The sequence below is a fragment of the Paraburkholderia sp. genome (assembly GCF_036488505.1).
Lineage (GTDB): Bacteria > Pseudomonadota > Gammaproteobacteria > Burkholderiales > Burkholderiaceae > Paraburkholderia.
On record NZ_DASXHN010000381.1, the window covers coordinates 1 to 11,532 of the forward strand.

At 62.7% G+C, this 11,532-nt stretch carries 10 protein-coding genes, 1 tRNA gene and 1 pseudogene; 9 read left to right on the forward strand and 3 right to left on the reverse strand.

All coding sequences use genetic code 11. The annotated features are described in order from the left end of the window. The first annotated feature begins 21 nt into the window (after window positions 1–21). The 7 genes and pseudogenes from VGH68_RS22395 to VGH68_RS22425 all read left to right on the forward strand — a co-directional run bounded on the left by VGH68_RS22395 (window position 22) and on the right by VGH68_RS22425 (window position 7,405). Window positions 22–1,404 (forward strand): cytochrome bc complex cytochrome b subunit, encoded by a 1,383-nt coding sequence (locus tag VGH68_RS22395; RefSeq protein ID WP_331605902.1) that lies wholly within the window; start codon window positions 22–24, stop codon window positions 1,402–1,404. A gap of 23 nt (window positions 1,405–1,427) precedes the next feature. Further along, window positions 1,428–2,183, forward strand: a complete 756-nt coding sequence (locus VGH68_RS22400) for a cytochrome c1 (protein WP_331605903.1) — start codon at window positions 1,428–1,430, stop codon at window positions 2,181–2,183. Window positions 2,184–2,278: 95 nt separating this feature from the next. Beyond that, window positions 2,279–2,890: a glutathione S-transferase N-terminal domain-containing protein gene (locus tag VGH68_RS22405; RefSeq protein ID WP_006052302.1), complete on the forward strand. Its 612-nt coding sequence runs from the start codon at window positions 2,279–2,281 to the stop codon at window positions 2,888–2,890. A gap of 65 nt (window positions 2,891–2,955) precedes the next feature. After that, window positions 2,956–3,456: a ClpXP protease specificity-enhancing factor gene (locus VGH68_RS22410; protein ID WP_331605904.1), complete on the forward strand. Its 501-nt coding sequence runs from the start codon at window positions 2,956–2,958 to the stop codon at window positions 3,454–3,456. A 19-nt stretch (window positions 3,457–3,475) separates the two neighbouring features. After that, window positions 3,476–3,551: transfer RNA gene (locus VGH68_RS22415), tRNA-Thr, on the forward strand. 460 nt (window positions 3,552–4,011) lie between these two features. Then, window positions 4,012–5,734, forward strand: a pseudogene (locus VGH68_RS22420) (glycoside hydrolase family 28 protein); the annotation flags it as partial. A gap of 546 nt (window positions 5,735–6,280) precedes the next feature. Then, window positions 6,281–7,405: a class I SAM-dependent methyltransferase gene (locus VGH68_RS22425; protein WP_331605905.1), complete on the forward strand. Its 1,125-nt coding sequence runs from the start codon at window positions 6,281–6,283 to the stop codon at window positions 7,403–7,405. A 91-nt stretch (window positions 7,406–7,496) separates the two neighbouring features. Here the strand turns inward: VGH68_RS22425 and VGH68_RS22430 are convergent, their stop codons facing one another. Further along, window positions 7,497–8,771, reverse strand: a complete 1,275-nt coding sequence (locus VGH68_RS22430; protein WP_331605906.1) for a TIGR03862 family flavoprotein — start codon at window positions 8,769–8,771, stop codon at window positions 7,497–7,499. 602 nt (window positions 8,772–9,373) lie between these two features. Here VGH68_RS22430 and VGH68_RS22435 point away from each other — a divergent pair. Next, window positions 9,374–9,583 carry a DUF1059 domain-containing protein gene (locus VGH68_RS22435; protein ID WP_331605907.1) on the forward strand — a complete coding sequence of 70 codons (210 nt, stop codon included), beginning with the start codon at window positions 9,374–9,376 and terminating at the stop codon, window positions 9,581–9,583. A gap of 99 nt (window positions 9,584–9,682) precedes the next feature. Here the strand turns inward: VGH68_RS22435 and VGH68_RS22440 are convergent, their stop codons facing one another. Beyond that, the gene (locus tag VGH68_RS22440; RefSeq protein WP_331605908.1) at window positions 9,683–10,003 is read right to left on the reverse strand and encodes a DNA-binding protein; all 321 of its coding nucleotides are present in this window, start codon (window positions 10,001–10,003) and stop codon (window positions 9,683–9,685) included. Window positions 10,004–10,389: 386 nt separating this feature from the next. Between VGH68_RS22440 and VGH68_RS22445 the strand changes: the two genes are divergently transcribed. Beyond that, the gene (locus tag VGH68_RS22445; protein WP_331605909.1) at window positions 10,390–11,232 is read left to right on the forward strand and encodes an SAM-dependent methyltransferase; all 843 of its coding nucleotides are present in this window, start codon (window positions 10,390–10,392) and stop codon (window positions 11,230–11,232) included. 63 nt (window positions 11,233–11,295) lie between these two features. On the opposite strand, the gene VGH68_RS22450 is transcribed toward VGH68_RS22445, so the two are convergent. Then, a partial coding sequence (locus VGH68_RS22450; protein ID WP_331605911.1) for a DUF1415 family protein occupies window positions 11,296–11,532 on the reverse strand: 237 nt, incomplete at its 5' end.

Below are 11,532 nucleotides of genomic sequence, written 5' to 3' on the forward strand. Positions count from 1 at the left end.
GGACGAAAAGGGAGAAGCGTAATGGCGGCTACTGACCATGAAGTGGAGACAACGGGTTTCCTGGGTTGGATCGACCGGCGTTTTCCGCTGACCTCGACCTGGAAGAAGCACGTTTCCGAGTACTACGCGCCAAAGAATTTCAATTTCTGGTACTTCTTCGGCTCGCTCGCCATGCTGGTGCTGGTGATCCAGATCGTCACCGGCATCTTCCTCGTGATGAACTACAAGCCCGATGCGACGCTCGCGTTCGCATCGGTCGAATACATCATGCGCGAGGTGCCGTGGGGCTGGCTGATCCGCTATATGCACTCCACGGGCGCGTCGATGTTCTTCGTCGTCGTGTATCTGCACATGTTCCGCTCACTGATATACGGTTCGTACCGTAAGCCGCGCGAGCTCGTGTGGATCTTCGGCTGCATGATCTTCCTGTGCCTGATGGCGGAGGCGTTCTTTGGCTACCTGCTGCCGTGGGGTCAGATGTCGTTCTGGGGCGCGCAGGTGATCGTGAATCTGTTCTCGGCGATTCCGTTCATCGGGCCGGATCTGTCGCTGTGGATTCGCGGCGACTACGTGGTCTCCGACGTCACGCTGAACCGTTTCTTCGCGTTTCACGTGATCGCGATCCCGCTGGTGCTGGTCGGCCTCGTCGTCGCGCACCTGGTGGCGCTGCACGAGGTGGGGTCGAACAACCCTGACGGCATCGAGATCAAGGCGAAGAAGGGCCCGGACGGCGTGCCGCTCGACGGCATCCCCTTCCACCCGTACTACTCGGTGCACGACTTCATGGGCGTGGCGATCTTCCTGCTGATCTTCTCGGCGATCATCTTCTTCGCGCCGGAAATGGGCGGGTACTTCCTCGAAGCGAACAACTTCGTTCCCGCGAATCCGCTGCAGACGCCGCCGGAAATTGCGCCGGTGTGGTACTTCACGGCCTTTTATGCAATGCTGCGCGCGACCACCGATCCGTTCAAGATTGTGCTGATGGTCGTCATCGCGTTGCTCGGCGTGCTCGCGCTGCTGCGCGCGCGCGGCAAGTGGCGGCTCGGGCTGCCGGTGCTCGCCGTGCTCGTGATCATCGCGATGGCGTTTACCGAGTCGAAGTTCTGGGGTGTGGTCGTGATGGGCAGCGCGGTGATCTCACTGTTCTTCCTGCCGTGGCTCGATCGCTCGCCGGTCAAGTCGATTCGCTACCGGCCGTTTTTCCACAAAGTGTTCTTCGGCATCTTCGTGCTCGCGTTCCTGACGCTAGGCTTCCTCGGCACTAAACCGCCGTCGCCGGCCTCGACGCTGATAGCGCAGATCTGCGCGCTGATCTACTTCGCGTTTTTCCTTGGCATGCCGTTCTGGACGAGGCTTGGCAAGTTCAAGCAGCCGCCGGAACGGGTGCGGTTCAAGCAACACTAATCGCGAGCCAGGAGAATACGAAGATGAGAAAACTGCTTTCGACGTGCGCGCTGGTCGGCGCGACGGTGCTTGCGATACTGGCCGCCCCGGCTCACGCGGACGAGAATTTCCCGCTCGACCGTGCGCCGGATAATGCGAACAATTTCGCTTCCTTGCAGCACGGCGCGCAATTGTTTGTAAACTACTGCCTGAATTGCCACAGCGCGAGCCTGATGCGCTACAACCGGTTGACCGACCTCGGCATTACGCCGAACGCAATCCAGGCCAACCTGCTGTTCACCACCGACAAGGTCGGCAACACGATGACGGTGGCAATGCGCCCGGAAGACGCGAAAGCGTGGTTCGGCGCGGCGCCGCCGGATCTGTCGGTGGAGGCGCGAGCGCGTGGCACCGACTGGTTGTACACGTATCTGCGCAGCTTCTATCGCGACGATACGCGGCCCACCGGGTGGAACAATCTGGTGTACGAAAACGTGAGCATGCCTCACGTGCTGTGGCAGCTTCAGGGGCAGCGTGCGGCGAAATTCGGCGACGTACTCGACGAAAAAACCGGCGAAACGGTACACAAATTCCTCGGCTTCCAGCAGCTCACACCCGGGACGATGTCGCCGGTAGATTATGATTCTGCTGTGGCCGACCTCGTGTCGTACCTGTCATGGATGTCCGAACCGACGCAGCAAACCCGCAGGCAGCTTGGCGTGTGGGTGCTGTTGTTCCTCGGTATCCTGAGCTTTTTCGCCTGGCTACTGAACGCCGCGTACTGGAAAGATATCAAATAATCACGCCGCCACACGGCGTGGGGCCGGCGCCAGGAAAAACCTGTTGAACGGTTTTTCCGTGCGCTGGCCCTTCAGCTTTTTGAGGAAACGTAAACATGATGGTTCTGTATTCCGGCACAACTTGCCCGTTCTCCCAGCGTTGCCGGCTGGTGTTGTTCGAAAAGGGCATGGACTTCGAGATCCGCGACGTCGACCTGTTCAACAAGCCGGAAGACATCGCTGTGATGAATCCGTATGGTCAGGTGCCGATTCTCGTCGAACGGGACCTGATTCTGTACGAATCGAACATCATCAACGAGTACATCGACGAGCGCTTCCCGCATCCGCAGCTGATGCCGGCCGATCCGGTGCAGCGCGCCCGCGCCCGCCTGTTCCTGCTGAACTTCGAAAAGGAACTGTTCGTGCACGTCGGCACCCTCGAAAACGAGAAGGGCAAGGCCGCCGAGAAGAATCACGAGAAGGCCCGCCTCGCGATCCGCGATCGCCTGACGCAGCTCGCGCCGATCTTCCTGAAGAACAAGTACATGCTCGGCGAAGAGTTCTCGATGCTCGACGTCGCGATCGCTCCGTTGCTGTGGCGTCTCGATCACTACGGCATCGAGCTGTCGAAGAACGCCGCGCCGCTGATGAAATACGCCGAGCGCATTTTCAGCCGCCCGGCATATATCGAAGCGCTGACGCCGTCGGAAAAGGTGATGCGTCGTTGAGTTTGGCTTAGGAGCCCGGGCGCGCATTGGCTCGATGCGTGCGCGGGCCCGCAAGAGGACTGCTGATGCAAGAGATTTCCACCAAGCCTTATTTGCTGCGCGCACTTTACGAGTGGTGCACCGATAACGGCTACACGCCGCATATCGCGGTCCGGGTCGACAATCAGACGCGCGTGCCGCGTCAGTTCGTCCGCGACAACGAGATCGTTCTGAACATCAGCTTCGAGGCCACCAGCCAGTTGCAGATGGGCAACGAGTGGATCGAATTCAGCGCGCGTTTCTCGGGCAAGTCGCACAAGATCGAGGTGCCGGTCGCCAACATCCTTGCGATCTATGCGCGCGAAAACGGTCAGGGCATGGCGTTCCCGGTCGAGTCGGCGGGTGGCGAAGCGCAGGATTCGGGCGCGGATGCGGCGGACGAAGTCGACGCGCCGGCCGCTCCGCGCGCGGTTGAAACCGCACGGTCCGAAGCGGATGCGGCCGCCGATACCGCGGCGGACAATCCGCAGCCCGACGACGATGGCTCGAAAGGAGGCGGCAGGGCTCGCCTCAAGATCGTGAAATGAAGTAGAATCACGGCCTCATGCCGGCTTAGCTCATCAGGTAGAGCGCTTGACTTGTAATCATGAGGTGGCGGGTTCGAGTCCTGCAGCCGGCACCAGTTAGCTTTCCCCGCAGTATTCCCCGTAGTAACTGGCTCTGCCCGAAAACCCCGCGAGGCTGAATCGCGGGGTTTTTTCTTTTTCGGCCGTCCGAACGCAGTTGCATTGCCACGCCAGAGCGCACGGCAAGTCCGCTTTGCATGCTGCGGTGGATCGGCGCGTTTACCGCTGATCAGACTCCCTAATAGCGGACAAAACCCGAGTTGGCGCTCATTGCGTCTCATCTGTATCGAACGCGGGGATTTCCTCTGCGTCGCCTCGGCTTTGGGGCCTAACGTGCTCGAGCGTGTCGCTATGGAAGTCGGGCCATTTCGAGCGATGTCAACATACGTCATATTTCTGTGGCAGCGAGGGAAAGTCCGGATACGCGGGTTTTGGTCGACAGCATGGCCCGGTGGCCCGATCCCTTGGGTGACGGGCGGCTCGGAGCAGGCCGCGCATCCGACCAGCGATCTGCAAAGCCCCGGCTCGAACGTGATAGTGCCGTGCGACTACACGGACACACCATACGACGCGTGCTCAGCGTTCAACGCCGCGATCTCCGCCGCCAATCAGGCGGGTGGCGGGCGCGTGGTGGTGCCGGCCGGCAACTGGTATTGCGGCGGCCCGATCGTGCTGCTGAGCAATGTGAACTTCCACCTCACCGCGGGTTGCACGATCTATTTCAGCCCCAACCCGGCCGACTACGCGAAGAACGGCCCGTATCGGACCGCGAACGGCAACCTGTACTGGACGCGCTGGCAGGCCAACGACTGCCTGAATTTCGGCTCGCCGATCTATGCGTACCAGCAGAAAAACATCGCGGTGACCGCCGACGACAACACCTGCGTGCTTAACGGCCAGGCGAGACGCCGATCCAGCAGAGCAGCCAGGCGCCGACCTCGTGCTGGTGGACTTTCAAGGGATCGAACAACACCTACGGCAGCACCAGTTCGACGACGACGACGCAGGCCTTCGCGAACCCGAACAACACCGCGTTGACGAGCCTGCCGCGTCGCAGATCACGAATCCGAAGGCCAACGTGTCGTTCACGAACCAAGATGGCGTGACCACCACGCTGATGACGCTGCTCACGGTGTCGGGCTGGAATCAGGATCAGAACTACCTGCCGGCGCTGTCGGAACTCGGCGTGCCGGTTCTGAACCGCGTATTCGGCAACGGCCACTATCTGCGTCCGTGCATGGTCGAGTTCATCGGCTGTACCAACGTGCTGCTACAGAACTATCACACGCAGAACACCCGTACTGGCAACACCACCCGACCGGCTGCTCCAACGTCGCGATCGACGGCGTGTTTGCCGACAGCGTCGGCCCGAACAACGACGGCTTCAACCCCGACGCGTGCAACAACGTGTTGGTGCAGAACGTCCAGTTCAACACCGGCGACGACTGCATCGCGATCAAGTCCGGCAAATGCCTCGACGCCGAGTACGGCCCGATGCAGAACATCGTGGTGCAGAACTGCACGATGTAAAGCGGTCACGGCGGTCTGACGATCGGCAGCGAAATGAGCGCGGGGGTGCAAAACGTCTACGCACGCAACCTGACGATGCAGAACGCGAACTGGGCCAGCAACCCGCTGAACATCGCGCTGCGCTTCAAGACCAACATGAATCGCGGCGGCTTTATCAACAACGTGTGGATCAACGGTGTGACGTTGCCGAAGGGCGTGAACCTCGCTGGCAAATTCGGGGGCGGTGCGCTGGGGGCCAGCGTCCCGGGATCGGTCCCGGGCACCGGCACCGTCGGTCTGGCCAGCAATCCGTCGACAGGCCAGGGCGGGCTCATCACGTTCGACTGTGATTACAGCCCATCGGGCGACGCGGTGCGCTGGAGTCCGGCGACGATCAACAACGTCAACATCTCGAACGTCAAAGCGGCCAATGTATGGCAGCGTCAGCTACGCGATGACCTCGGGCTTCACCGTCGGGGCGAACTCGTGCTTCCAGGCGCTCGTCGCTCAGGAGCCGGTAGCGGCGGACTACAACGGTCCGTTGCCGGTGCAGACCGTTTCGCCGATCACCGGCGTGACGATCTCGGACTGCGATCTCGGTACGCCGGTCTGCATGGGCCCCGCATCGTCGACCGTGCCGGGGCCGCTGTTCGTCGTCCACACCAACGGCATCACGCTCAAGAACGTCGTGGTGGCGGGGACCACGTATAACTCGGTGTTGACGGGCTGATCGGGCCTGCGCCGGCGGAATCCCGTCCGCTGGCGCCAAGATCCCCGTTGACCGGAGCGGCGAAACGCGTCGAAGCGACGCCGTCGGGTTCGACGGCGTTTTTTTCGTTTCTGGAGTTGGTGCCAGGCCGCTGATCAACGCGAAGCCCTTGTGGGCGGCCTTATCGCAGCGAGGTGAGCATTAGGCTGGCGCAAAAATCGCGCTATCTCTTTCACCTTGTCTCATTTGGACGAATTTGTCCGCGTCTTGGCGATTTCTTTGCTCAATCGCCTTATTCGGACGGCGCGCTCGCATCAGGTGAGGGTCGGGAAGGCTCGAAAATCACGGAAATCGCCTTCACCTTGTCTTTCCTGGACGCCGTTGTCTCAAATTACCGGATCGCCGCTCACGTTCGGGGCCCGGGGCGGGCGTCCGCGTCGCCGCGATCGCGTCGCGCCGGTGCGGTACCATTCGGGCGTCGCCCGCTCTGCCCATCTGCCGAGTGAACTTTCAGGCCCGCTGCCGCCGTCCATGCCACCGGTGACGCAACATCGACCCTCTCTGATCATGACCAGCCCCGCAATCCTCACCTGGCCCGAAGCCGACGGCCCGCGCAGCGCGCGTTGGCGTTCCGAAGCGGTCGTGCCGCCGCCGAAGCGCGTTGTCGTCGCCGACGATCGCACCACCGCCGATTCCGCCTATCGCCTCGCCTGCGAAGGCACCGGGCTGCTGTGGCACGGCGACTTCCAGAACGCGCGCCAACTGTTGCAGGCGGTCACCCGCCGGCTCGAACGCAAACCGCGCAAAGCGGGCGCGACGCCGCTCGATGCATTCAATCTGCATCGGCAGGCGCAATCGCAGCGCGCGCGCACGCTCGGCATGATCCTGATTCCGCTCGATGCCGACTACGGCATTCCGCTGCGCCGCGCGCCCGATGTGCGACAGACCTGCACCGAAGTCTATGGGCCGGCTACCGGCGACGCGTCGGTGGTGTCGCTGCGCGAACTGTTGGGGCTGATCGGCGCGCACGAATGGCGCAAGAAGGGCGTCGAGATTCCGGCGCTGGGCGAGCGCATCTATCCGCATTACGGCGTGTTCTCGCCGGTGCGCGGCGAATACATCGATCTCGTCGCGCGTACGCCATTACCGTCACTCGACAGCGCGTTCGACGTCGGCACCGGCACCGGCGTGCTGGCCGTGTTGCTGGCCAAACGCGGCGTGAAGCAGATCGTCGCGACGGATCAGGATGCGCGCGCGCTGGCATGCGCACGGGACAATCTGGCGCGCCTGGGTTACGCGCAGCAGGTCGAAGTCGTGCAGGCCGATCTGTTTCCCGACGCACGCGCGCCGCTCGTCGTCTGCAACCCGCCGTGGGTTCCCGCGCGGCCCGCATCGCCGCTGGAGCACGCGGTCTACGATCCGGACAGCCGGATGCTGCTCGGTTTTCTGAACGGCCTTGCCGATCATCTGACGCCGGGCGGTGAAGGCTGGCTGATCATTTCCGATTTCGCCGAGCACCTGGGTTTGCGCACGCGCGAATGGCTGCTTGCCGCGATCGATAACGCGGGGCTGACGGTCGCTGGGCGCGAGGATATTCGCCCGCGGCACCCGAAGGCCAACGATAAAAGCGATCCGCTGTACGCGGCGCGAGCGGCCGAGGCTACGTCGTTGTGGCGGCTGAAGGCGCGGTGAGTGCGGTACTGCGCTGAACGGCGGCGGCGAGATAGCTGTGTGCCGCGTCCCGCGCTTCAGCGCGCGTCAGCTCTGCTGTCGGGCGTTGCTGTCACGCTGTTGCGTCGCGCCTGCCGAGATAGGCGCACACCCCTAGACCCGCCACCACCCCGCTGGCAAAACACGCGGTCAGCAGATAGCCGCCGGTCGGCGCTTCCCAGTCGAGCATCTCACCCGCGCAAAACATGCCGGGGATCCGCTCGATCATCAGATTACGGTCCAGCGCTTCGAACGGAATGCCGCCGGCAGTGCTGATCGCTTCGTCGATTGGCCGGGCGCGTGCGAGCCGCACCGGCAACGCCTTGATCGCGTGCGCGAGACGAGAGACATCGGCATCGGTGAACGCTTCGTTCGGCAAAATCTCGTGCAACAGCGCCAGCTTGACTCCGCCAATTCCGAGCCGCCCATGCAGATGACTCGACATCGAGCGCGAGCCACGCGGCCGCGTCACTTCGTCGATGACCCGTTCGACCGCTAAGCCTGGCGCCAGATCCAGCGCGATCGTGCTGTCGCCGTCGGCCAGAATCCGTTCGCGGATCGGCGCCGATAAAGCGTAAATCAGGCTCCCTTCGAGGCCGTTTTCGGTCAAAAGTATTTCACCTTGTCGATTATGGACTTTTCCGTCCACATCGGTGAGCGTGATCGCGACGGGCTTGACCGGCTGACCGGCGAAACGCTCGCGCAGGTAGGGGCTCCAGTCCGCGTCGAAGCCGCAATTCGACGGTCGAAGCGGCGTCACCGGCACGTTGCGCGCGGTCATTAGCGGGACCCATGCGGCATCCGAGCCGAGGCGCGGCCAACTGGCGCCGCCGAGTGCCAACACCAAAGCGCCGCAGTCCATCGTCTGCTCGCCGCCGGGCGTATCGAAGCGAAGTCGGTGCGCGGCATCGCTGGCAGCCGGCGCCCAGCCGCACCACTTATGGCGCATATGGAAATGCACGCCCGCCTCGCGCAGCCGATGCAGCCACGCACGCAGCATGGGTGCGGCCTTCATGTCAGATGGGAACACGCGCCCTGAGCTGCCGACGAACGTTGCGATGCCCAGTTCGTCGAGCCACGGGCGCAACGCGTCGGGTCCGAACGTGTGGAGCAGCGGCTCGATCCACGCGCGGCGCGCGCCGTAGCGGCTGAGAAACAGCTCGAGCGGCTCGGAATGCGTGATGTTCATTCCGCCTTTGCCCGCCATCAGGAACTTGCGGCCAACGGACGGCATTGCGTCATACACGTGGACTTGCACGCCGCGCCGGGAGAGCGTCTCCGCGGCCATCAGGCCGGCGGGGCCGCCACCGATCACGGCGACGCGGGCGGAATCGAGCGAGGATGGCATGCGGTTCGGCGGGTAGCTGGAGGACGGGCGGTGCGCCGACCGGCCAAATGAGCAGGCGGCGCGAAGGGCGTTATTGTCACACCGGGCGCGGTGGGCGGCAAACGCGGGCTAAACGCCTGGCACACGGCGTGCAAACGCCATGCAAGCGCCAGCAGACGCCGTGCACCCGCCGTGCAAACGCCGTGCAAACGCCGTGCAAACGCCAGGCAAACGCCAGGCAAACGCCAGGCAAACCCGGTACAAACACCGGCTGAGGCTGCGCGAACGTTGCATCGACGGCGCAGCAACGGCCGCAAACCGATCGCACGCAGTTCGCCAGCGGGTGCCCGCACTCGCACGCCGCAGACCGGCCGAAAAGGACTGGATTCAGTCGTTTCAGGCGTCGCCGGGCCAGCGCAAGCCGCTTCGCTCCCGGCCTGCGCGACCTATACTTTTCAAACACCTTCCATCGGACGCCATTCGCGTCACCCCCCGCATTTCAGTCACCGTTCATGCTGCCCAACGCCTGCGTTGCCGCGCGCATCGAGGCCGTCCCGGCAGCCGGCGTGCCGCGTGCATGGTGAATCGATGGGAGAGCCGATCGTCCGACCAAGGAGGTTGCCATGAGCCGCAAATACATCGACTGTCGCGAGTTCCCAAGCGAAATGAACTGCACCGTCGCGCTGTCCGCAGACAACGCCGACGAACTACTCGACGCCGCCGTCCAGCATGCGGTCGCTGTCCACAAGCATGCGGATTCGCCGGAACTGCGCGCGCAACTGAAGACGCTATTTCATGAAGGCACGCCGCCGGTGGATGCGCCGCGCGCATGAGAGGTTGCAGTGACCAAGGGAAGGAAGCGAAGCGTTGAGCGGCGAGCGGCGCAAAGCCGCTCGCGTTTCGCAACGAAATGATGGCGCGGTGTGGCGGCGCTAGCCCGGATAGGCCTCGTCCACTTTCAATCCGGCGAGCTTGAAGATGACCCGCAGCGTTTGCGGCTTGATATCGCGTCGCGACGCCAGCGTCGTCATCATGAAGTCGAGCACCTTTGCGTATTTGAGCATCGTGAGGCACGTTTCGAGGTCGACGGTGCCGTCGCGCATCACCTCGGCCAGCCGCAGCATCTCCGTCGAGATGTCTCGCGCCATCTCCAGTTCGAGCTGCTGCTTCTCCGTCCACGCTGGCGTAGCGATGAGCTTCGCGAGCATTTCCTGAAACTTCTGTTCGACGTTTCCGTTGGGTATCGTATCCATTGCCGCCTCTTCTATCGTCCGAGCCCGCGTGCCTGCTGCCACGCCGGCGCGCTGCTGGTTACGTAACGTTCGACCCGTGTTCCGGGGCCGTCCTCCCCACATTCGTCCGGCTGGCTTATCCGGCTCATGGCCGGGCAGCTTTCTGTTTTCGGCGACACCGCTTGCACGCCGGACTCAGCCGGTGCGCAAGCGGTTCTCAGCCACACCTGAAGTGGCCTGTGCACTGCGTTTGCGCGCAGAAAGCATTCCAGGTTGACCGCATGTCTTGCGTGATCCGCGCGGCTTCCTCGATGGCAGTGCCGCACTTTGGGTAAACTGGCAGCAACTTTTCCCTCTTTCCGTCATCTGTCGCACGTTCGCGTTGCAATTACTGGCGGTTCACACCGATGTCCGGCAAAACCCACGAAATCCATCCCCACCAGTCCGTCGAACTGCTGAAGGAGCTCCACATCCTCACGCGCGACGGCAAGATGAACCAGGACAGCCGCCGCAAGCTCAAGCAGGTCTATCACCTGTTCCAGTTCATCGAACCGCTGCTCAAAGACCTCAAGGACACGCAGGGCGCGTTTACGCTCGTCGATCACGGCGCCGGCAAGTCATACCTCGGTTTTATTCTGTACGACCTGTTTTTCAAGCAGTTTCAGGACGCCGCTGGTGGGGCTTCGCACATTTACGGGATTGAAACGCGCGAGGAACTGGTGACCAGGTCCGAGGAACTGGCTGCGCGGCTCGGCTTCAACGGAATGTCGTTTCTGAATCTGTCGGTCGCCGACTCGATCACGTCGACGCGGTTGCCCGCGCAGATCGACATCGTCACCGCGCTGCACGCGTGCAACACCGCCACCGACGACGCCATTCGCTTCGCGCTGGAAAAGCACGCGAAGTACATCGTCGTCGTGCCCTGCTGCCAGGCCGAAGTCGCGGGCGTGTTGCGGCAAAACAAGGGTAAGGCGCTGAAGAATGCGCTGACGGAGATCTGGCGGCATCCGCTGCACACGCGCGAATTCGGCAGTCAGATCACGAACGTGCTGCGCTGCCTGCAACTCGAGGCGCATGGGTATCAGGTCAACGTGACCGAACTGGTCGGCTGGGAACACTCGATGAAAAACGAGCTGATCATCGCGCAGTACAAGGATCTGCCGCGACGCCGGCCGGCCGAGCGGCTCGGCGAGGTGCTGGATACGCTGGGGCTTGACGCGTTGAAAGAGCGTTTCTTCGTGCCGGCTTGAGACGCGGCTTTCAGGTTGTCTTCGGTTTTTTGCTTCCCGCCGCCGGCTGCATGATCGCCCGGTTCACCGCTTCATCAACTCGTTCCAGCCGGCGAGGCCGATGCGCCGCAGCGTCTGCTGGTTGCGCTCGTAAATCTCTTCGGCGTCGGGAAAGGCTTGCACCGCGCGCTCGATGCTGTCCTCGCGCAGCAGATGCAGGATCGGGTAGGGCGCGCGATTCGTGTAGTTTTCGATGTCGTCGGGTTCGCTGTCTTCGAACTGATAATGCGGATGAAAGCTCGCGATCTGAATGATTCCTTC

What these genes read in the sequence shown, in the direction of transcription:
- VGH68_RS22430 (WP_331605906.1), bottom strand. Translation starts at nt 8,771, where the DNA reads ATGCCATCCTCGCTCGATTCCGCCCGCGTCGCCGTGATCGGTGGCGGC.
- VGH68_RS22445 (WP_331605909.1), top strand. Translation starts at nt 10,390, where the DNA reads ATGTCCGGCAAAACCCACGAAATCCATCCCCACCAGTCCGTCGAACTG.
- VGH68_RS22400 (WP_331605903.1), top strand. Translation starts at nt 1,428, where the DNA reads ATGAGAAAACTGCTTTCGACGTGCGCGCTGGTCGGCGCGACGGTGCTT.
- VGH68_RS22440 (WP_331605908.1), bottom strand. Translation starts at nt 10,003, where the DNA reads ATGGATACGATACCCAACGGAAACGTCGAACAGAAGTTTCAGGAAATG.
- VGH68_RS22435 (WP_331605907.1), top strand. Translation starts at nt 9,374, where the DNA reads ATGAGCCGCAAATACATCGACTGTCGCGAGTTCCCAAGCGAAATGAAC.
- VGH68_RS22425 (WP_331605905.1), top strand. Translation starts at nt 6,281, where the DNA reads ATGACCAGCCCCGCAATCCTCACCTGGCCCGAAGCCGACGGCCCGCGC.
- VGH68_RS22395 (WP_331605902.1), top strand. Translation starts at nt 22, where the DNA reads ATGGCGGCTACTGACCATGAAGTGGAGACAACGGGTTTCCTGGGTTGG.
- VGH68_RS22410 (WP_331605904.1), top strand. Translation starts at nt 2,956, where the DNA reads ATGCAAGAGATTTCCACCAAGCCTTATTTGCTGCGCGCACTTTACGAG.
- VGH68_RS22405 (WP_006052302.1), top strand. Translation starts at nt 2,279, where the DNA reads ATGATGGTTCTGTATTCCGGCACAACTTGCCCGTTCTCCCAGCGTTGC.